The sequence below is a fragment of the Faucicola mancuniensis genome, assembly GCF_046523945.1.
GTDB classification, from domain to species: Bacteria; Pseudomonadota; Gammaproteobacteria; order Pseudomonadales; family Moraxellaceae; genus Faucicola; species Faucicola mancuniensis.
In genome coordinates this window covers 146,918-168,856 of sequence record NZ_CP171363.1, presented here as the reverse complement: position 1 = coordinate 168,856, position 21,939 = coordinate 146,918, and the positions used below count along the sequence as shown (strand labels likewise).

Sequence of the window (21,939 nt, the reverse complement as noted above, 5' to 3'; positions counted from 1 at the left end):
TAAGTTAAATGATTTTTTATATCGAATTGAGGTTAAATAGCAAAGGTGCGTCATAAAAAACAATGTGGCTGTCTATGATTGATAAGTTATATTCAAAAAAATGTTGTGAAAAACTTATCAAATCGGCTTCATTGCCAAATCGGTAAGTGATGACTTCGCCTGTTTCTACATTTTGGCATTTTAAATAATATTGTATTTGGTTGATTTCGTTCATATTATAGTTCCAAATTCCACGGAAAAATACGGAAATTTAAATTCAAGGATTAGCCTTTAAAGGGTTAATCATCTTTGGCGTACTACACACCACTATTGGGTCGTAATCAAACTTCCCAATTACTTTTCTTAAAATATTGTAAGCACCATTGACATCAGCATTGATAAGTGTGTTATTGCTTGATTTAAAAAGCCCACGTTTGATGCGTTTGCCTTGATAATTGGCGTGTTTTTGAATTGGCTCGTTATCAAGAAAGCTACATTTACTTGTATAACTTTCTTCAGTAACAATCACATCAATGCCTTGTAATTTAGCTTTATACTGTACCATTTGTACCAATCTTGCAAAAGGCACACTGACAAAACTTTGATTGTTTCTTTTACCAATATTTATCCCTTGTTTCCAATCTTGATTATGACCGATAACAATTGTTGTTATCTTATTGGCAACTGCGTGGTTGATAAGATAATAGCTTGCTTTGTGTAAGTAATCATTAATCTGATTATTTCTTTTTAAAGATAATCTGTTTAATTGTTTGTTGATAAAAGAAATTTGTGGCATGGTTTGGTTATTTTGTTTTGCAATATTAAATAATCTATCTTTTTGGCTTTGTAGTTTAGCTTTGATTTTATTAAAAAATTGATTAACAGATTTTACCGTTTTACCTGTAACAATAAAAGGCGTATTGTTTGTATTGCTTACAGCTGTTAGAAGATTATTTAAACCTAAATCAACCGCTAAGTATCGCCCATTGTTGGGTTTGAGTATTGGTTCATCTGTTTTATAAGTGATTTTGATGTCATAGCCATTAGCAATTTTAACGACTCTAACTTCTTGCAAATTATCATAAGTAACAATAGTTTTTAATTTACCCAAATCAAAAGACAAGGGCGTATCAAAATAGCTTGAAAGGGTTAAAATGCCTTTTTGTAAATCACGCTTAGAAATCGCTTGTTTGGTAAAAATAATATTGGCTCGCCCTTTGGTTTTGTCTAAATATTTTGGTAATTTAGGACGACCTAAAAATTTGGATTTATCTTTATGATAGGCTTTAATAACCGCCCAAAAAGACCTAAAGTTTTGGTAAACCTGTTTAATGACTTGCTGTGCAACTTTGGCAGGAATGGCTTTGTAATCTTGTTGTTTAGTTTTGGTTAATTGATTGATGAGATTGAAGGCGGTTGGTGTTTTATTATTGGTGATAACTGCTTGTCTATTGTGATAGGTTGCCACATTGAATAAGTTTTTGCACAAAAACGCATAGTTATCAAGCATTTTGTAATGCTTGTGTGCCATCTTAATGCGGATTGTGTGGGTTAAGTACATGGTGGTTTATTTGTCCTGCAATTTCGGATATTTTGTATTTCATTCAATAATTGATGATTTGGTAATGATTATTTATCATGTCAAAATATGGAAATTTTTACAAGTATTTTCCGTGGTTTTCTGTTATTTAAATGAAGTTAAATTATACGAGAAATCGCACTTTTTTTGGTGTCCAGTCGTTTTGCCATGTTGTCTTGTGTTAATCCTGCTTCAAGACGTGCTTGTTTTAAAAGTGCATTGTACTCAAATTCTTTGTAACCTGTATCATAATTTTCGGCGAAACTTGGGCTACGTTGTTTACGAGCTTCAATATATTTGGTTAAATCATCAGTCATTTTTTAACTCGAACCCTTCAAAATAATGGCGTTTATTTTCACGCCATTCATCAAAATCGCTTGGTTGATAATTATCTTGGGGCGGTATCATCTTTTCGCCACAGCAGTTCTTGGTCAAACAAAAATTTGGCAATCGGATAATCGCTTAACTGAAAATCGTTATATAAAGCAATATTTAACATAAGTCTATCATTTTGCTTGCTGGTAATTGAACCGATTTGGTAACGATAATTTTCAAGTAAATTTTGGTTTTGACGAATTTCATTTAATTGAAAAAAAGCATTGTTTAGCATTTCATTTGTCATTTTCAACTCTAAATGTGATTTAAAGGCTTCTTAAACACTCAACCAGACGTTGATTTTGCTTTTGTGTACCAATGGTAATCCGCAGATAATCGCTAATTTTTGGCTTGTTAAAATGACGAACAATCACACCTTGCTCACGCAATTTTTCAAAAACTTGTTTGGTTTCACCCATCGCTACAGGCGGTTTGGCAAAAATAAAATTCGCTTGCGATGGTAAAATCTCAAAACCCAAATTTTGTAAATCATTGACTAAATTTTGGCGTAATGCAATCACTTTTTGACAACAATCGTTAAAATAATCCACATCTTGCAAACTTGCCACTGCCCCAACTTGTGCTAATTTATCAAGCGGATAACTGTTAAAACTGTTTTTGTAGCGGTTTAACGCTTCAATCAAAGACGGATTGGCAAATGCCATACCGACACGCAAACCCGCAAGCGAGCGAGATTTTGAAAAAGTTTGCGTTACCACAAGGTTATCATATTTTTCAATCAAACTGACCGCAGAGCTTTTATTTTCCGCAAAGTCAATGTAGGCTTCATCAACGACCACCACCGCATTGCGATGATTTTTTAACAAGCTTTCAATCTTGTCCAATTCCAACAAAATGCCAGTCGGTGCATTGGGATTGGCAAAAATAATGCCTGCACAGTCTTGATGATAATCATCAATATTAATGCTGAAATCTTTAGATAAATCAATCATTTGCAAATCAACGCCAAAGGTATCGGCATACACAGGATAAAAACTGTAACCGATATCAGGTGTCAAAACAGGCAAATTTTTCACAAAAAAACAAGCAAAAATATGTGCCAACACTTCGTCCGAGCCATTACCAACAAAAATTTGGTTTGGATTTACGCTATAAGTTTGAGCCATGACCTCACGCAATTTATCCGATTCTGGTGCAGGATAAAAGCGTAAATTATCCGCTTGATTGGCGATTTCGGCTTGAATGGCTTCGGCAACTTTGGGCGATGGCGGAAATGGGTTTTCATTGGTGTTCAATTTACACAGATTGTTGTGTTTGGGCTGTTCCCCCGGTACATAAGGCACAAGGGTTTTGACAAGGTCTGCCCATAGGCGAATATCTGGTTTGGTCGCATCAAAATTTGACATTTTTTTATCCTTTGATTGTTGCGTTGATTTTTTTTGAGTTGAAGTAGATTAGCAATCATGATGTTACCATGTAGTAAAAACCCCCTACATTTAGTAAGGGGTTTTTTATTGTTGATAGTAAATTAGTTGTCATTTTCAATAAATGAACAATGGTTATTCATTGATTCTTTCATTAGTGTGCCAAAAGGGCTAATCGTATTTGGACGGATATGATTACTATCTTGAGTAGTAACATCTGTATCAAGTACAGGTAATGTAATATCACGAGTTTGTGAGAACTCACTACCATCTACTTTTGTGGTTACTCGTACAGTAGCTGTCATCCAATTAGCATACTCTTTACCATAACGGATAGTGAAATCTAATTTACCAGTGGCATCTGTTTTTACAGTTTGGGTGCTTGAGATGGCTGTACCATTTGCATCCAAGACGGTAATAGGGTTTAATGGTGTTAACTGATTATCGCCATTGTAATCTTCCCCAGCATCTAAGATAGTGTTGCTATTGACATCTTCTGATTGACAATTATACATACCATCTTTATCTTTTGCATTACCATTATCAAGGTAAAAGACTTGTCTTATCCATTTAGCAGGTTTTTCAGCTACAGCAGGTGATATTACATTGCCATTCTTATCTGTAGTTGCTGGTACGGCTGGTACGCTAGGAATAAATTTCCATAAGCCAATGCCATAGGTTTTTGGCAAGATAGCGATAGAAACTTCTTGGTTAGCAGCTGGTTGACCGATACTGTTGTTAATGAAGATAGAGCCATTTCTGGTATAATAAATCGCATTTTCACTTGATGATACCCTATCAGCAAAGCCAAAGCCAATCCAAGCCGATAGGCTTTGTACTGTAAATGAAGTGCGTTGTGTTTGAATGTTATTTACTGCTAGGTATTCATTACCCAATTTGACCGATTTTACAGTTGATTGGATTGTTACACCGTTGATAGGGGTAGATGTTTGACCTGCATAATAAGTTACGGTTGCGTTACCAGCAGCATCAGTCAATGCGGTACTAGAAGACAATCTGCCGCCAGAGGAATCTTGAGTGGTAGAGAACTCAACCAACGCATTTTTGACAGGTGCATCATTGCTATCTCTTACAGTTGCAATAACAGTCGTTACACCATTGATACTTACGGTTGAATTGGTAACTTGAGTTGATAATTTAGCAACGTCATTCGTGATGTAGGTTATGGTTTTTTCAAGTTGTTTTGTACCATTGTACTCTACAGTCAAAGTCGCTTCACCCGGTGAAGTAGATTGAACGTTGTTAAAACTAACTTGTCCATTGGTAGCAACTGCAGAGACACGAGTTTTATTATCATCAATAGTGCCTTTATTGGTTGTCAAATAGACGATAGTGCCATTTGCAACAGTTGTAGGTAAATCAACAGTAACGGTTGCTGGTGTACCTACTTTCAATTCGTTATTAATTACTGACTGGCTATTTTGCGTAATTGTTAGATTTAAAGCACTGGCTGTTACTTTGGTAATATTGCCTAATGTATACGGTTGTGATTCTACACTACCATTGGTGATACGGGCTTGTAGGTTGTATTCGTTATTAGTAGATGTACCTAATTGATTGCTTGACACGGTAAAACTGAATTTACCTTGTGAGTCGGTTTTGACACTTGCAATAGTTAAAGGATTACCATTTGCCATTAACTGGATAGATTCATTGATGATAGGGCTATTGTTGCCGTCTACTGCTGTACCAGATACAGTTACAGTGTCGTTATCGGTGATAATCGCTTTAGATACTAAACCATCTTTAATTGTTGTACCACCAATATTTAGGTCTATCCTTTGCTCGCTTGGTTTGTAAATGCCATCATCAATCAAGACTTTGATACTTGCTGTATGGTCCAATTTTGAGATAAGTCCAACATTATTTTGAATGACGTTCACTTCTACGTAGCCATTTGTATCTGTTACTAGATTTGAAGTTTTATCAAAAGTTATACCTTTATCTAAACCATCAACGATTTCTAATTTAACAGGTACGCCAGCCTTGATACCACCTTTAACATCGGTAACTTTAATACCCAACGTTGTTGTATCTGATGAAGTTCTTAGCGTTGTTTTTGAAGGTGATATAAATAATTTATATGCTTCAATATTTTGGCTGTCTGTCGCTTTTAAAGTCAATTCTGGAGCATTTTTACCATTTGAAGCAGCTTTAATGGTAAAGCCTTGCACTAGCTTGGCTTTTTGAGCATCAGTTAAAGATTGAATTTGTAGCGTAATAGTTGCTAGACCTTGAGCATTCGTGGTTACACTTGAACCTGATAGATTTACTACGCCATAATCAGCTAATGATGGAACAGTAAAGGTTACAGGTGCATTAGCAATACCACCATTGTTGGCATCTGATACAGTTGCAGTAACCGTAAATTGGCTACCAACAGTTAAAGGAATGCTTTGTACATTAGATGTTAAAGTAACTGCATTTACAATTTCTTGGCTAACTTTTTCACCAGTCAATGACAGTTCACCAGATGTTTTTGCGTTTGGCTCAGTTACAGTAACTTTTAGACCTTTAGCCAATTCATCTTTTTGGGGTTGTGTTAAATCAGACTTAACTTCCAATTCAATAGTCGCTTCACCTTTGTCATCAGTTACAACTGAAGAACCTGTAATGTTAAATACACCTGTCAAGGTTGGATTTGGAATTGTGAAGTTTAGGGTTTTACCTTTTAAGCCACCAAAGTGTGTATCCAAGGCAATCGCAGTTACTTTTACTTTTGTGCCTTTTGCCATCAAAATAGAAGTGCTATCAGCCGTTACTGAGATTGAGCTAACGGTGTCTTCTTCTGCAGTTGTTTTTGGTGTTAGTTTTAAAGTATTAGTTTTTACTGAACTGTTTGGAACAGAGGCATTGATAATTAAACCATTTTTTAGATTATCACGTTGTGTTTGGTTTAATGATTTAACTTCAAGCTCAATGGTTGCTTGACCTTGAGCATTGGTATTAACTATTGAGTTAGATAGGCTAACAATACCTGTGCTATCTAATGAAGGTAAGGTGAATTGGACAGGAACATTAGCAAGGCTACCACGATTGGCATCAGCAACAGAAGCTGTTACAGTGATTTTTGTACCAACAGCTAAATCAAACTCAGTGGTAGGCGATGATAAGATGGCACTTTCAACTTTAGATACGACATCAGCTGTATTTGTTGAGGTATCCACTACTTTACCTGTGATTGTTACAGAATTTGTTTTATTTACAGGTGTGTTAGCCATTGTATTTTGGGCTGTTGCAGTAACTTTTAAACCTTTGATTAATTTGTCTTTAAATTCGTTAGATTTTACTTCAAGCTCAATTGTTGCCTCGCCTTTTTCATTGGTGATAACATTGCTTGTGTTTGATACAGCATAAACACCAGTTGTTGCAGGGTCTTCAATTTCAAAGACAACAGGAACACCGCCAATACCAGTATTTTTATCATTTAATACAGAAGCAGTTACTGTAATTTTATTACCAACGTTAATGTCGTAAATAGGCGTAGGTGTAGTTAAATTAATAGCCTGAACATTAAATTTTTCGGTGGTTGTTGCTGTGCTAGCATCAACGCCTTTAATTGTTATTTTATCATCAAAAGCTTTGCCATCTACTTCCGCTGTAAGCGATACACCAGTCGTTGCTAAATAAGATTTTTGCGCTTCAGTGAGAGATTTAATTTCAAACTCAACCGTTGCTTCACCTTTTTCATTGGTGATTGCTGTTAACGAGCCATTAGGGAATAAGCCTGTATCAGCCGATTTATCAGTTAATTTGAAAGTAACAGCTTTATTGGCAATGACATTATTATCTTTATCCAAAGCAACTGCAGTAACGTTAACTTTGTTGCCGACAGCCATAGGAATAGTTGATGCACTAGAAATTAATACCAAATCATTTGTAGTAACATTGTTAGTTGTTGTGGTAGATGGTTTTGCATCGCTACCTTTTAATGTTTTTGTAGCTGTAACACCGCCAACAGTAACAGATACATTTAAACCTGTCTTTCTTAGAAAATCTTTTTGCTCAGTAGACAGACTTTTTACATCAAGTGTGATAGTCGCTTTGCCAGTTTCATCTGTCGTTAAATTTTGCGGTGTACTGCTAAATATACCAGTTTGTGATGGTGTGGGGATTTGAAGATTGACAGGCACACCAGAAACGCCTATGTTGTTGTTATCAAGAGCATAGGCAGTTAAGGTGATAGTTTCACCATTATTCATATAAAAAGAAGAATTATCGCTAACAACTTGTACATTTTTCACATTTGCAAGTTTTTGAGCAGTTGTAGTATCTGTGCTGGTGCTAGGATTGGTTACAGATGTAGGCTGTGCAGTCCAAGGTCCTTTTACAGTAGCTACGCTATCATTTGGGTTATCAGCACCGCCGCCACCACAGCCAGCAAGGGCTAACGCACTGGCAAGTGCCGTTACTTTAAAAGAATTGGCTAAAATCGTTGACATCGTCATGGGTGTCTTCCTTTTGTTGGAGATAAAAATCAAAAATCACTGATGGGTTTATGGATAGTCATCAGCACTTTTGTTACACAATTATAAACATTAAATCAAAACTTGTATTTTTCGTAAAGCTAACTTTACTTATTTTACAAGAATTTTTCAATATTTTATACAAATAAATTAAAAAAAATGTGAAAAAATCAGATAAAATGCAGATATCCGATATATTTTGATATGAAAATGCTACTTTTCAGTATAAAATATTCATGTTTAAGCCAAAATTAACAACAATAGTTTAACCTTATGCAAAATACTTCGATTTTTCACCCATTGGCTGTTAACCAATTTTGGTATGCCTTGCTTGAACCGATGACAGCTGTTTTAGCCGATAATTGTCAGCTTTCCATGTCTCAAGTGCGACAAGCCTTGCCAACGCTATTGCACGTGAACGCCTATCAACTGCTTAACATCACTGAACCTAGCAAAGACAAAACCTTTCAGCCGTTTCACAGTGTTTTGCAAGATGATATTTTGACAAATTTTGATATCAAAAATGGCGTGGACTTTGCCAAATTACAAGCCTTAGATAAGGTGAAAAGTACATATTTTCAGCAAATTTTTGGCAAAAATACTCAACTATTATTAGGTTTTTTGTTGGCAAAAACCAACTTGCCAAAGACATCGTTAGAGCAGTTGTGGCAATGGGTAACGCTGTTTGCCATGAAAGCATTGAGCGATTTTTATCAGCAAAACAAATCCCATCAACTACTGACGGATAAAGCATGGACGGCATGGTTACAACTGCAAAAACACGCTTTGATAACAGCCGACAGCTTTGCTATTTGTCAAGCGATTGGGTTTTATCAGCCCTTTGCGGTAACATCTGCTAACAAACAAATGCAAATTTTGGCAAAGCAAGCACCCATGCCTGTGATGTTACAACAATTACAAGCTTTTGTTGATAATTATCATCTAAACATTGGCGGTAAGCCCAAAACAAACACAGCGACATCTAGCACCACGCAAAAAATCAACCATGATATTTTTGCCACGCCAAAACCCAAAAATAATTGGGTAGATTATTTACAAAAATATTGGATTGCCACAGCGATGGTATTGTCTGTGGTGGCGATTGGTGGGGTAGGGTTGTTGTTGCCAAAATCTGAAAAAACCCAACAAAATACAACCAATCAAGCGGACAAAGCACAAAAAACCTATCAAGATGTGGCAATTGTCAAAATTTCATCAACGGCTACGGCTAGCACGCCAACAGCAAATAAACAGTCAAGCAAAACCACAGAAAAAACAACGGCAACTAAAACGGCAGATAAAAAATCCGATAAACCAAAAACCACTGCCAAAAAAGATACGGTGAAAAAAGAAACAGCGAAAAAGGATACGACTAAAAAAGAAACAGTAGCAAAAACCACCCAAAAAGATACCGCAAAAAAATCTGATGTGAAAAAATCTGATGTAAAAAAAAGCGAAAGCAAAAAAGACAATAGCAAGACCACAAACAAAGACAAAACTAACAACGCCAAAACCAAAGAGAAAAGCAATGACAAATAATCCCTTACCCAAACACATTCGCCAATTGGTTGATAAAAAAAACTACGTGATTGCGATAAAAACTTACGCCAAAGAGCAAAATATCAGCCTTGAAGACGCTAAAAATGCGATTGATGCTTATGAACAAAATCAAAATGTAACAAGCCAAGATAGTCAAACAAACAGCCCAAAACCACAAGCCAATCAAGGATTGGCAGGACTACAGGCGGGCGTGGACAATCGTTTACAACAAGAAAATATAAAATTACCACTCGTACCATATTGGGTCAAACGAGTGGTGATTATTTTGTTGGTGATTGGGATTTTTGGTGGGTTGATGTACAACTTATTTATGCGTTAATTTTTTAACAAGCCGTTTTAGTTGGATTTTTCTTTGTCTTTTAACAAATGATTTTCCAAATAATGAATGTTTTGAGCGGTGTTACAAAACGCCAAATCTTTTAAAATCACATCTCGGTGCAATGGCACGTTGGTTTTTATGCCTGTAATCACCAGCTCATCTAGGGCTTGGTGCAGTTTTGCAATGCTTTGTTCACGAGTTTGGGCATGACAAATCAGCTTGCCAATCAGCGAATCATAAAAGGTCGGAATGGCATAATTTGGGTAAAGGTGCGAGTCAAACCGCACGCCACAGCCACTTGGCATAAATAGATTGGTAACAGTGCCGGGCGACGGCATAAAGGTCAAAGGGTCTTCGGCATTGATACGACATTCAATGGCGTGTCCACGTGGGTGAATATCGCTTTGGTGATAAGACAAGCCATAGCCTGAAGCGATTTTTAGCTGTTCCACCACAATGTCAATGCCTGTAATCATCTCGGTTACAGGGTGTTCCACTTGCACACGGGTATTCATTTCAATAAAGAAAAATTGTTCATCTTCGTACAAAAACTCAAACGTGCCTGCACCACGGTATTTGATTTGTTCACAAGCTTTGACACAGGCTTGTAAAATCGGTTCTTTTACATCATCGGCGATATCTGGGGCAGGGGCTTCTTCTAGCACTTTTTGATGACGGCGTTGCAGTGAGCAATCTCGGTCATACAGATGAATGGCGTTGCCACGTCCATCACCTAACACTTGTACTTCTACGTGGCGGGGGTTTTTAAGATATCGCTCCATATACACGCTGTCATCACCGAACCAAAGTTCGGCTTCTTGTTTGGCAGCTTGCACTTGTGGTAGCAAGTGTTCAATGCGTTCTACAATTCGCATACCACGTCCGCCACCGCCTGCGGCAGCTTTAATCAGTAGCGGAAAGCCGATTTTTTTGGCTTGTTCTTCGGCATTTGCCAAAGTAACGCTACCCACCGAACCGGGGACAGTCGGCACACCTGCTTTTTTCATGGCGTGAATGGCAGAAATTTTGTTTCCCATCAAGCGGATATGCTCGGCTTCAGGGACGACAAAGGTTAAGCCAGCTTCTTCCACACGTTCGGCAAATTCGGCATTTTCTGATAAAAAACCATAACCGGGGTGAATCGCATCTGCCCCTGTAATCTCGGCTGCAGTCAAAATCGTGTCAATGTTCAAATAGCTTTGATTGGCATTGGGTTTGCCAATACAAATCGCTTCATCAACAAAACGCAAGTGCATTAAATTTTCGTCAGCTGTGGAATATACGCCAACGGTTTTGATACCCAGTTGCTTACACGCACGCACGATACGCAGTGCGATTTCGCCACGATTGGCAATTAAAAGTTTTTTTATCATGACTATCCCTGATTTTAACCATTCACAAAAATGCTAACAAATGAAATAAATTAGGCTTGATAACGCACAATCGGCTGACCAAACTGCACCACATCACCATTTTGTACCAAAATTTCGGCAATGATACCGCTTTGGGTGGCTTCTAGTGGGTTCATGATTTTCATCGCTTCTACAATGCCAAGCGTATCGCCAGCTTGAACTTGTTGCCCGACTTTGACAAATGGTGGGTCATTTGGACTTGGAGCGACATAAAACACCCCGACCATGGGCGAATTTTCGGTTGCCCCTTTGGGGGTAGGTTTTTCGGTGGCGACCGCTTGCACAGGGGCAGGGGAAGCGACCACAGTTTGTCCCAAATGGCGTTTTAAAGCGACTTTTTTGTCGCCATCTTGCAACTCTAGGTCAGATAATGAGCGTTCTTCCATTAAATCAATGAGTTGTTTGATTTGATTGATGTCCATATTTCACCTTGATACGGTTAATTGTTTATTGATAATTTTTTGCCAAAGGCTTGTCATGATATTGTAACAAGATTTTTCATAAATAAACAGTTAAATACGAAAAAAATGTTTACGAATGTTCACTGTATTGTTGTATTTTTTTAGCAACGATTTTTAACAAGGATTTTTCACAAAAATATCTGTTAAAAGCTGTATTTTAAAACTATTTTTAACCACATTTATCAAAATTTTGTTGTTTAAAATCAATGATAATTGATGCCAAACTGAATATTCTACCCTAAAAAAAATTTTTTTATATTTTTGTATGTAAAAAACCATGTTTTTTTCTTGCTTTTGTGTTATTTTATGTTAAATTTAACCAAATTTTTATCAAATTGTCATATTTTAAAAACCTGTAAAATTTTACTGCGTAATGTTGTGAATACAGGTTCTAAACCTTATTTTTAAAAGGATAACCGCATGAAAGCAATCAATATCTTGATGAAAAACCGTATGGCAACCATTGCCATGCTAGCTACTGTGGGCTTGACAGCGTGTAGCCAATCTGCCCAAAACGAAACAGCAAAACCTGCCGAAGCGACTGCCAGCACTGCCACCGCAAGCTCATCGGTCGCAGGTAAAAAACTACGTATCGCAACCGAAGGGGCGTATCGTCCGTTTAACTATACTGACAATTATGGCAGTCTAGGCGGTTATGATGTGGACGTGGCAAAGGCAGTGTGTGCCGAAATCAAAGCCGATTGCGAAATCGTGGCACAAGATTGGGAAGGCATTTTACCGGGGCTTTTGGCAAAAAAATATGACGTGGTAGCGTCTGGCATGTCTATTAGTCCTGAGCGTTTGGCACAGGTGGATTTTTCAACGCCCTATTTTAAAAATACGATGGTTTGGCTATCTACCAAAGACGGCAAATTTAACCCACAAGCGGTAAAAGGCTATCAGTTGGGCGGTCAGCGTTCTACCACCTTGGCACAGCATTTACAGGACACTTATGGTAAAGACAACGAAGTCAAACTTTATGACACCTATGACAATGCTTATATGGAAGTCAAAGCTGGGCGTGTCAATGCAGTATTATCCGAAAAAGTTACCGCTACCGAATGGTTAAAACAAAATGGCGATAAATTTGGCATTGTCGGTGGTGAAATGGACAATAACGACAACATCGCCATGGCGGTGCGTAAAGGCGACCCAATCAAAGCGGAGCTGGACAAAGCCATCGCAACGTTACAACAAAATGGCACGATTGACAAATTGCAAAAACAACATTTTGGTCAATAATTTGGCTTTTAAATAATTATTTAATAAAAATTTAACAAAAAATTAAGGTAAAATTATGAAAAAAATTGCAATGGTCGCCACCACCTTGACACTAAGCCTCGGATTAATCGCTTGTCAAAAACCTGCCGACACCGCTCAACCATCACAATCACAAGGTAATGCTTCGGCGACCAATTCAGCTGATATGCCCCAAATCAAAATCGCAACCGAGTCTAGCTTTGTGCCATTTAGTTACAAAGACGCACAGGGCAATTTGGTCGGTTTTGAGATTGATTTGGCCAATGCGTTGTGCCAAGAAGCCAAAGTCAAATGTGAAATTTTGTCATTGGATTGGGACGGCTTAATTCCGGGATTACAAGCCCAAAAATACAGTGCGATTATGGCGGGTATGTCGGACAACGAAGAACGCCGTAAAGTGGTCGCGTTTAGTGAGCCGTACTTTATTAACAATTTGGTGATTATTGGTAAAAAAGGCGTGGACAAAGGGGCTGATGATTTGGCTGGCAAAAATGTTGCGGTACAAAAAGCCACCACAGCATTAGAATATTTGGAAAAAAACTTTCCAAAAGCGGTATCAAAAGCCTACGACACCCAAGACCAAGCCTATCTTGACCTAGAAGCTGGACGTGCTGATTTGATGATTTCGGATTCTGCTCCTGCTTTGTCATGGTTAAAAACTGACAAAGGCTCAAACTATGAAGTCAAAGGTCAGCCGATTAACATTGATGACAAAATTGCCATTGCATTTCGCCAAAATGACCCATTAATCGGACAGTTTAACACCGCTTTAAACACCTTAAAAGCCAATGGCACATACGACACCATTAGCCAAAAATATTTTAGCGAAAACACTTTGACAAGCAAAACTGCCAACACAGCCACAGCGACTGCTTCAACCGCAAGTGCAAGCTCAACACCTGCATCAGCGTCAAACTAGGGGATAAACATGACTTTTTCATGGCAAAATTTATCAAAAGCCTTGGCGGTGGGTGCGGTGTGTACACTTTCATTGACTGCTTGTCAAAAAGCGGACAATGCTGACAATGGCACGCAAGCCGACAGCAAAGCCCCAAATAATGCCGAACCAACGGTGTTGCGTGTGGGAACAGAAGGGGCTTACAAGCCATTTAACTACAAAAATGCCAATGGCGAATTGGCAGGGTTTGATGTGGATATCGCCAATGCCTTGTGTGCCGATATGCAAATCAAATGTGAAATCGTGGCACAAGACTGGGACGGCAGTATCCCTGCGTTAAATGCCAACAAGTTTGACGCTTTGGTATCTGCGATGTCTACCACGCCTGAGCGTTCGGCACAAGTGGAGTTTACCGAGCCATATTTTACCAATAGTTTGGTTTTTCTGGCAAAAAAAGACAGCGATTTTGACCCAAGCAAACCTGAAAATATCAATGGTAAAAACATTTCGGCACAACGCTCAACCATCTCGGCACAATGGCTTGAAGCCAATTATCCAAAAGCAACTGCCAAAGTGTATGATACGCTTGACAATGCATTTTTGGATTTGGGTGCTGGGCGTGTTGATGCGATGATATCGGACAAAGCCCCTGCTTTGGCATGGCTAAAATCAGCCGATGGGGCAAACTTTACCGTCAAAGGCAACGAAATTGACATTAACGACAAATTAGCCATTGCCGTGCGAAAAAATGACATTTGGCAAGCCAAAATTAACACCGCTTTGGCAAATATTCGTCAAAATGGTACGTATGACAAAATCGTTAGCCAACATTTTGGTCAAGTGGCAACTGCAACCGCTTCAACAGCAAGTACCACACAATAATATTAAGAATATTTAACAAAAGTTGTCAAAACCGAGCCGATTTTTACAAAAATCGCTCGGTTTTTTGTTTTTTTATACTTTTTGTTAAGTTTTAGTAGTTTTTAATCAATGAATAACGTAAAATTATAGGTTTCTTTTAAAAAATTTATCATTTTAAATCATTAAAGGTAAATAATTGTGTTGGATTTACAGGGTTATGGGCATTTGCTGTTAAGCGGTTCTGTCGTTACCATTAAATTGGCTTTGACCAGTTTGGTGATTGGGCTTGTTTTGGGATTGCTTGGGGCGATTGCCAAATTGTCAGGTATCAAGATTTTACAAAGTATTGCGACCACTTATACCACTTTTGTGCGTGGTATTCCAGAACTTTTATCGGTGCTTTTTATTTATTTTGGTGGCACGATGATACTTGGGGCGATTTTATCAAAATTTGGTTATACTGAATATGTTGAAATCAGCCAGTTTTGGGCAGGCGTGATGGCGTTGTCCTTTGCATTTGGGGCGTATGCGACCGAAACATTTCGCATGGCATTTCAAGAAATCCCAAAAGGACAGGACGAAGCAGGCAAGGCGATTGGGCTAAAAAGCTCACAAATCTTTTGGCGAATTAAAATGCCCCAAATGTGGCGTTTGGCATTACCAGGACTTGGTAATTTGTTTTTGGTATTGTTAAAAGATACGGCATTGGTATCGGTGGTCGGTCTTGAAGACATCATGCGACAATCGGTCGTTGCGGCCACAGCGACCCAAAAACCGTTTACTTTTTATTTGTCGGCAGCCTTGATTTATCTTGCGATGACGGTGTTGGTAACTGGGATTATCATGGCGTTAGAATGGTGGTTTAACCCTGCTGAACGCTACGCTCAACGCCTACAAAAACAACTCAAATCACAACAACCAAATAAAGGGGCAAGCGTATGAACTGGAATTGGCAAGTAATTATTGACAGTTTACCGCAACTGATGTCCGCTTCAGTGGTAACGATTGGTTTGGTGGTGATTTCTGGTATTTTGGGCTTGATGATGGCAGTGCCGTTGGCATTGGCACGTGTTTCCAAAAAATGGTGGGTACAGGCGTTGCCATTTAGCTTTATTTTCTTTTTTCGTGGCACGCCTTTACTCGTGCAGATTTTTTTGATTTATTATGGGTTAGGGCAGTTTATTCCAGATGTGTTAAAAGAAGGTTGGATTTGGACAAAAGTGCTGTCAAAACCGTATTTTTGGGCGATTATTGCCTTTACCTTAAATACGTCTGCTTATACTGCGGAAATCATTCGTGGGGCGATAAAATCCATTCCCAAAGGCGAAAACGAAGCGGCGGACGCGATTGGTATGTCATATTCACAAAAATTAAAACGCATTATTTTTCCACGTGCGTTTGGTATCATGTTGCCCGCTTACAGTAATGAAGTGATTTTTATGCTAAAAGGCAGTGCGTTGGCTTCCGCCATTTCTATCATGGATTTGACAGGACAAGCCAAAACGTTGATTGCCAAAACCTACGCCACCCTTGAGTTATACTTTGCCGCAGGTGTGTTGTATTTGTTGTTGTCGTGGGTGTTTATTGCCTTGTTTCGGGTAGCGGAACGGCATTTTAACCGTCATTTGCGGTATCAACCGATGAGCAAAACCGAAGTTACTGCTTAATATTAAATACTCTAAAAAATTGATAAATCTATGTTTTTATTTAAAAAATTGATAAAAAATGCTATCTTGCCTTGTGTTTGTGTAAGCCTTATCGCTTGTCAGCCAAAAACGGACAACACCGAACCACAAACCATACAAGCCAGCCAAACCGCACCGCAAACGCTTGAAAAATCAGAACAAGCGCAAACTGCCAAACCAACAACCAAGCAAAACCAAACAATTGATTGGCAAAAAATTGATTCTGGTGAACGGGCGATTGACCCAACAACATTTAGCTATCCATTTGAATTGGACAGTGAACCTGTCAAAATTTATGCCAAAACGTACCAAATTGACAACCAATCGGCACGCTATCAAATGACGGTTGGTATGGCGATTAATGAATTATTATCAAAATTATTAGACCAACTGGGCGTGGAATATGTGTCCCACGAGATTGCGATAAATGATAAAAAATCGGCTGTGCCTGTGTTGGTCGTGTATACCACCAAAGCGATTGAGCCAAGTGAAGGCGAGTATGTGTTTGCCGATAAATTTGCTAAAGGTTTAACCATCAAAGTCAAAATCATCAATGATGGGATAAAAAAATCGGTGAAAAATCCGCACGAAAATGATGAATAAAAGTTAAAAAAATTTGAGAAAAATATGAAAGTATTGGGATTAGAAACGTCTTGTGATGAAACAGGTTTGGCAATTTTTGACAGCGAACAGCGTGATAGCGACAATCAAGGCTTGGTCGCACAAGTATTGTATAGCCAAATTGAACTGCACGCCACTTATGGCGGTGTCGTACCAGAGCTTGCCAGCCGTGACCATATCCGAAAACTCATTCCCTTGTTAAACGAACTGCTCCAACAAGCCAACCTAAAAAAATCTGACATTGACGCAGTCGCCTTTACCAGAGGCCCGGGATTGGTTGGTGCTTTGATGACAGGGGCATTGTTTGGGCGTAGTTTGGCGTATGCTTTGAGTATTCCAGCCATTGGCGTACATCACATGGAAGGGCATTTGCTTGCCCCATTGTTAAGCGATAATCCGCCTGCATTTCCGTTCGTCGCCTTATTGGTATCAGGTGGACATACCATGCTCGTTGCGGTCAAAGGTATTGGACAATACGAAATTTTGGGTGAAAGTATAGACGATGCCGCAGGGGAATGTTTTGACAAAACTGCCAAAATGCTTAACTTGCCTTATCCAGGTGGTCCAAATATTGCCAAACTTGCCGAAATGGGTAATCCGCAAGCCTTTGAACTACCACGTCCTATGCTCGGTCGTGGACTGGATTTTTCATTTAGTGGTATGAAAACTGCGGTACATAACCTTATCAAAGACAATCCAACAGATATCAACAACTCGTCAGATACACAAAACCGTGTCAATATCGCCGCAAGTTTTCAATTTGCGATGATAGATACTTTAACCAAAAAATGCGTCAAAGCCTTAAAACAAACAGGTATGAACCGCCTTGTGATTGCAGGAGGGGTTAGTGCCAATCAGTCTTTACGACAAATGCTGTCACATGAACTTGCCAAAATCAACGCAAGTGTTTATTACGCACCGCCCGCACTGTGTACCGATAACGGTGCGATGATTGCCTTTGCGGGGTGGCAACGCCTAAACGCCAACCAAAGCGATGACTTAGCGGTAGACTGCTACCCACGTTGGGATATGACAAGTTTACCAAGTGTCATCAATTCATAAAATGAATTGGTTGTTTGTTGCTGTTGGTGCAGGAATTGGTGCTTGTTTGCGTTTTTTATTGGCAAATCTAAATCAAACCAACATCATGCCAAATTGGCTACCGCTCGGTACATTGCTTGCCAATATCTTGGGTGGCTTTTTGATGGGGGTTATGTTGGTTTTATTGCCAAAACTCTCATTATCTTTACAAACGATTGCTAAATACCTCGCTATGACAGGATTTTTGGGTGGTTTAACCACATTTAGCACCTTTAACGCCGAAGTTTTTTTGTTGTTTTCACAAAATAAAATTTGGCAAGCGGTAGCATTAATTTTGTTACATTTGCTGTTGTCTTTATCAGCGTTGTTAATCGGCTTTTTTATGCTAAAGAATTTGGCATAAAAAAAGAGCCACTTAAAGTGACCCTTTTTTAAAAACTAAATAACGAATTATTCAGTTACTTTAGACACAACGCCCGCACCAACAGTACGACCACCTTCACGGATTGCAAAGCGTAAACCTTGGTCCATTGCGATTGGGTGGATTAGTTCTACTGACATTTCTACGTTATCGCCTGGCATTACCATTTCTGTACCTTCTGGTAGGGTGATTGCACCTGTTACGTCAGTGGTACGGAAGTAGAATTGTGGACGGTAACCGTTTAGGAATGGGGTATGACGACCACCTTCTTCTTTGCTTAGTACGTATACTTCTGCGTCAAATTTGGTGTGTGGTTTGATTGAGCCTGGTTTTGCCAATACTTGTCCACGTTGTACTTCTTCACGTTTTGTACCACGTAGTAGTACGCCACAGTTTTCGCCTGCACGACCTTCGTCTAGCATTTTGCGGAACATTTCTACACCAGTACAGGTGGTTTTGACGGTTGGTTTGATACCAACGATTTCAATTTCTTCACCTACTTTGATGATGCCTGATTCTACACGTCCTGTTACGACTGTACCACGTCCTGAGATTGAGAATACGTCTTCAATTGGCATTAGGAATGGTTTGTCAATTGCACGTTCTGGTTCTGGGATGTAGCTATCTAGGGTGTCTAGTAGTTCTAGGACTGCTTTTTCACCGTATGGACCTTCACCGCCGTTTAGTGCTTCTAGGGCTGAGCCTTTGATGATTGGGGTGTCGTCGCCAGGGAAGTCGTAGCTTGATAGTAGTTCACGTACTTCCATTTCTACGAGTTCTAGTAGTTCTTCGTCGTCTACCATGTCGCATTTGTTTAGGAATACCATGATGTATGGTACGCCTACTTGGCGTGATAGTAGGATGTGTTCACGTGTTTGTGGCATTGGGCCGTCTGTTGCTGATACGACTAGGATTGCACCGTCCATTTGTGCTGCACCGGTAATCATGTTTTTAACATAGTCAGCGTGACCTGGGCAGTCTACGTGTGCGTAGTGGCGTGCCGGTGTGTCGTATTCGATGTGCGAGGTGTTGATGGTGATACCACGCGCTTTTTCTTCTGGTGCTGAGTCAATTGCAGCGTAGTCTTTGGCTTCACCGCCGTTGTGTTTTTCTGCTACGGTTGCAATTGCAGCGGTTAGGGTTGTTTTACCGTGGTCAACGTGTCCAATTGTACCGACGTTGACGTGTGGTTTGGTACGTTCAAACTTGGCCTTTGCCATAATTTAGTCCTCTAGTTATTTGTAATGAATGTTACAATTTTTTAAAATTGACACCATATTGTTAAATTTTAATATAGTGCCATGTGTTGTTAAATATAATTTATCAAATGATGATAAATTATGATTTAAATATTACTCATCATCATCTTTGCTGGTGAATTTTTTGATGATTTCGTCAGCGACGTTTTTCGGTGTTTCTGCATATTTTGCAAATTCCATTGAGTAAGTTGCACGACCTTGCGACATTGAGCGAAGTTGGGTTGCATAACTAAACATCTCTGCAAGTGGTACTTCTGCACGAATTTGTTTCACACCACCAAACAAATCGTCCATACCTTGTACCATACCACGGCGACGGTTTAAGTCACCCATGATGTCACCCATGTAGTCTTCAGGTGTTTCAACTTCTACTTTCATAACAGGCTCTAGTAATACAGGGCTTGCATTCATGAAACCTTTACGGAAAGCCATTGAGCCTGCCATTTTGAACGATAACTCATCAGAGTCAACGTCATGGTATGAACCATCATATAGGGTCGCTTTAACGCCAACAACTGGATAACCTGCAAGAACACCATTTTTCATACGTTCTTGGATACCTTTATCAACCGCACCAAAGTATTCTTTTGGTACAACACCACCCACGATTTCTTCAGCAAATTCGTATTCTTTGCCATCTGATGTATCAAGTGGTTCAAGACGTAACCAAACGTGACCGAATTTACCACGACCACCCGTTTGACGTACGAATTTACCTTCTTGTTCAACCGTTGCACGAATGGTTTCACGGTAAGCAACTTGTGGTGCACCCACGTTGGCTTCAACGTTAAACTCACGTTTCATACGGTCTACAAGGATTTCTAAATGTAACTCACCCATACCGCTGATGACGGTTTGACCTGATTCTTCGTCAGTGTGAACACGGAATGAAGGGTCTTCTTTTGCCAAACGGTTCAATGCGATAGACATTTTTTCTTGGTCAGCTTTAGTTTTTGGTTCAACTGCCAAAGAAATAACTGGCTCTGGGAACTCCATACGCTCTAGCGTGATGATGTTGTTCTCATCGCACAGTGTATCACCTGTGGTGACGTCTTTTAGGCCTACAAATGCAACGATGTCACCTGCGCGTACTTCATCAACTTCTTTTTGTGAGTTGGCGTGCATCTCAACGATACGACCAATACGTTCACGTTTCATTTTAACAGGGTTATAAACGCTGTCACCTTGTTTTGCAACGCCTGAGTAAACACGAACGAATGTCAAGTTACCAACGTATTTGTCATTCATGATTTTGAATGCCAAACCTGCAAATGGTGCATCATCAGATGATTCACGAGTGGCTTCGGTTTCGTCTTTGTCGTCTAAAACACCTTTAATCGCATCAACGTCATTTGGTGCTGGTAAAAATTCAATCACAGCATCAAGCATACGTTGTACGCCTTTGTTTTTGAACGCAGTACCACAAAGCATTGGTTGGATTTCGCCAGCCAAAGTACGCGCACGCAAACCTGCAACGATATCTTCACGAGATAAATCACCTTCATCAAGGTATTTATCCATCAATTCTTCTGAAGATTCGGCAGCCGCTTCAACCATATTGCTACGCCATTCATTTGCGGTATCAACTAAGTCAGCAGGGATTTCACCGTATTCAAATTTCATACCTTGAGAAGCAGCGTCCCAAATGATTGCTTTCATTTCTAGCAAATCAACAACGCCTTCAAAGTTTTCTTCTGCACCGATTGGCACAACAATTGGCACAGGATTACCGCCTAAGCGAGTTTTAACTTGTTCAACAACACGGAAGAAGTTTGCACCAGTACGGTCCATTTTGTTTACAAATGCCAAACGTGGCACTTTGTATTTGTTGGCTTGACGCCATACAGTTTCAGATTGTGGTTGTACGCCACCAACTGCACAGTAAACCATACACGCACCATCAAGTACACGCATAGAACGCTCTACTTCAATGGTAAAGTCCACGTGACCGGGGGTGTCAATGATGTTAATGCGGTGTTCTGGGAATTGATGACCCATACCAGACCAGAAACAAGTGGTCGCGGCAGAAGTAATAGTAATACCACGTTCTTGTTCCTGTTCCATCCAGTCCATGGTGGCAGCGCCTTCATGCACTTCACCTAGTTTATGGTTTTTACCTGTGTAGAACAAAATACGTTCTGTGGTAGTTGTTTTACCTGCGTCAATATGCGCAGAGATACCGATGTTACGGTAACGATTTAAGGGTGTTGTACGTGCCATAGTAAATTCCTAGGGACAGTGATTAAAAGAATATCAAAAATTATAAAGTTTTAATTTTATGATAACGGCTTGTCATGACAAAACCATGACAAGCCACTTAAATTTTTGTGTATTAT

General features: G+C 39.4%; 20 protein-coding genes. 10 read left to right on the top strand and 10 right to left on the bottom strand.

Translation table 11 applies throughout. From position 1 onward, the window contains the following. Window positions 1-16: 16 nt before the first annotated feature. From ACGTJS_RS00820 to ACGTJS_RS00795, 6 genes are all read right to left on the bottom strand, one after another. Window positions 17-214, bottom strand: a complete 198-nt coding sequence (locus ACGTJS_RS00820) for a hypothetical protein (protein WP_410472517.1) — start codon at window positions 212-214, stop codon at window positions 17-19. 42 nt (window positions 215-256) lie between these two features. Beyond that, the gene (locus ACGTJS_RS00815; protein WP_410472515.1) at window positions 257-1,540 is read right to left on the bottom strand and encodes an RNA-guided endonuclease InsQ/TnpB family protein; all 1,284 of its coding nucleotides are present in this window, start codon (window positions 1,538-1,540) and stop codon (window positions 257-259) included. A gap of 137 nt (window positions 1,541-1,677) precedes the next feature. Further along, a complete protein-coding gene (locus tag ACGTJS_RS00810; protein ID WP_410472514.1) occupies window positions 1,678-1,875 on the bottom strand; it encodes a helix-turn-helix domain-containing protein in 198 nt (65 codons plus the stop codon). A gap of 71 nt (window positions 1,876-1,946) precedes the next feature. Continuing rightward, window positions 1,947-2,180, bottom strand: coding sequence for a hypothetical protein (locus ACGTJS_RS00805; protein WP_410472513.1), 234 nt, complete (start codon window positions 2,178-2,180; stop codon window positions 1,947-1,949). Window positions 2,181-2,199: 19 nt separating this feature from the next. Continuing rightward, window positions 2,200-3,300 carry a histidinol-phosphate transaminase gene (hisC, locus tag ACGTJS_RS00800; protein ID WP_410472512.1) on the bottom strand — a complete coding sequence of 367 codons (1,101 nt, stop codon included), beginning with the start codon at window positions 3,298-3,300 and terminating at the stop codon, window positions 2,200-2,202. Window positions 3,301-3,422: 122 nt separating this feature from the next. Continuing rightward, complete coding sequence (locus ACGTJS_RS00795) at window positions 3,423-7,787, bottom strand: beta strand repeat-containing protein (protein ID WP_410472511.1); 4,365 nt, start codon at window positions 7,785-7,787, stop codon at window positions 3,423-3,425. Window positions 7,788-8,078: 291 nt separating this feature from the next. Here ACGTJS_RS00795 and ACGTJS_RS00790 point away from each other — a divergent pair, with 291 nt between their 5' ends. Next, window positions 8,079-9,344 (top strand): hypothetical protein, encoded by a 1,266-nt coding sequence (locus tag ACGTJS_RS00790; RefSeq protein WP_410472510.1) that lies wholly within the window; start codon window positions 8,079-8,081, stop codon window positions 9,342-9,344. Next, complete coding sequence (locus ACGTJS_RS00785; RefSeq protein WP_410472509.1) at window positions 9,334-9,684, top strand: hypothetical protein; 351 nt, start codon at window positions 9,334-9,336, stop codon at window positions 9,682-9,684. The genes ACGTJS_RS00790 and ACGTJS_RS00785 overlap by 11 nt, the downstream gene beginning before the upstream one ends. A gap of 17 nt (window positions 9,685-9,701) precedes the next feature. Here the strand turns inward: ACGTJS_RS00785 and accC are convergent, their stop codons facing one another. Both accC and ACGTJS_RS00775 read right to left on the bottom strand, forming a co-directional pair. After that, complete coding sequence (gene accC, locus ACGTJS_RS00780; RefSeq protein ID WP_410472508.1) at window positions 9,702-11,057, bottom strand: acetyl-CoA carboxylase biotin carboxylase subunit; 1,356 nt, start codon at window positions 11,055-11,057, stop codon at window positions 9,702-9,704. A gap of 50 nt (window positions 11,058-11,107) precedes the next feature. Next, window positions 11,108-11,518 carry an acetyl-CoA carboxylase biotin carboxyl carrier protein gene (locus ACGTJS_RS00775; RefSeq protein WP_315043371.1) on the bottom strand — a complete coding sequence of 137 codons (411 nt, stop codon included), beginning with the start codon at window positions 11,516-11,518 and terminating at the stop codon, window positions 11,108-11,110. A gap of 459 nt (window positions 11,519-11,977) precedes the next feature. On the opposite strand from ACGTJS_RS00775, the gene ACGTJS_RS00770 reads away from it, so the two are divergent. The 8 genes from ACGTJS_RS00770 to crcB all read left to right on the top strand — a co-directional run bounded on the left by ACGTJS_RS00770 (window position 11,978) and on the right by crcB (window position 18,326). Further along, window positions 11,978-12,799, top strand: coding sequence for a transporter substrate-binding domain-containing protein (locus ACGTJS_RS00770; RefSeq protein ID WP_315043373.1), 822 nt, complete (start codon window positions 11,978-11,980; stop codon window positions 12,797-12,799). Window positions 12,800-12,854: 55 nt separating this feature from the next. Next, window positions 12,855-13,736: a transporter substrate-binding domain-containing protein gene (locus tag ACGTJS_RS00765; RefSeq protein ID WP_315043375.1), complete on the top strand. Its 882-nt coding sequence runs from the start codon at window positions 12,855-12,857 to the stop codon at window positions 13,734-13,736. Between the two features lie 9 nt (window positions 13,737-13,745). Then, window positions 13,746-14,597 (top strand): ABC transporter substrate-binding protein, encoded by an 852-nt coding sequence (locus tag ACGTJS_RS00760; RefSeq protein ID WP_410472506.1) that lies wholly within the window; start codon window positions 13,746-13,748, stop codon window positions 14,595-14,597. Window positions 14,598-14,774: 177 nt separating this feature from the next. After that, the gene (locus ACGTJS_RS00755) at window positions 14,775-15,518 is read left to right on the top strand and encodes an ABC transporter permease (protein ID WP_410472505.1); all 744 of its coding nucleotides are present in this window, start codon (window positions 14,775-14,777) and stop codon (window positions 15,516-15,518) included. Then, window positions 15,515-16,243 (top strand): ABC transporter permease, encoded by a 729-nt coding sequence (locus ACGTJS_RS00750; protein ID WP_410472504.1) that lies wholly within the window; start codon window positions 15,515-15,517, stop codon window positions 16,241-16,243. Before ACGTJS_RS00755 ends, ACGTJS_RS00750 begins: the two co-directional genes overlap by 4 nt. A 30-nt stretch (window positions 16,244-16,273) precedes the next feature. After that, window positions 16,274-16,864 (top strand): hypothetical protein, encoded by a 591-nt coding sequence (locus ACGTJS_RS00745; RefSeq protein ID WP_410472503.1) that lies wholly within the window; start codon window positions 16,274-16,276, stop codon window positions 16,862-16,864. A 24-nt stretch (window positions 16,865-16,888) separates the two neighbouring features. After that, a complete protein-coding gene (gene tsaD, locus ACGTJS_RS00740; protein ID WP_410472502.1) occupies window positions 16,889-17,944 on the top strand; it encodes a tRNA (adenosine(37)-N6)-threonylcarbamoyltransferase complex transferase subunit TsaD in 1,056 nt (351 codons plus the stop codon). Between the two features lies 1 nt (window position 17,945). Further along, window positions 17,946-18,326, top strand: coding sequence for a fluoride efflux transporter CrcB (crcB, locus tag ACGTJS_RS00735; protein ID WP_315043382.1), 381 nt, complete (start codon window positions 17,946-17,948; stop codon window positions 18,324-18,326). Window positions 18,327-18,373: 47 nt separating this feature from the next. Here crcB and tuf read toward each other — a convergent pair whose 3' ends face one another. Beyond that, complete coding sequence (tuf, locus tag ACGTJS_RS00730) at window positions 18,374-19,564, bottom strand: elongation factor Tu (RefSeq protein ID WP_410472501.1); 1,191 nt, start codon at window positions 19,562-19,564, stop codon at window positions 18,374-18,376. Window positions 19,565-19,696: 132 nt separating this feature from the next. Then, a complete protein-coding gene (gene fusA, locus ACGTJS_RS00725) occupies window positions 19,697-21,823 on the bottom strand; it encodes an elongation factor G (protein ID WP_410472500.1) in 2,127 nt (708 codons plus the stop codon). Between the last annotated feature and the right edge of the window lie 116 nt (window positions 21,824-21,939).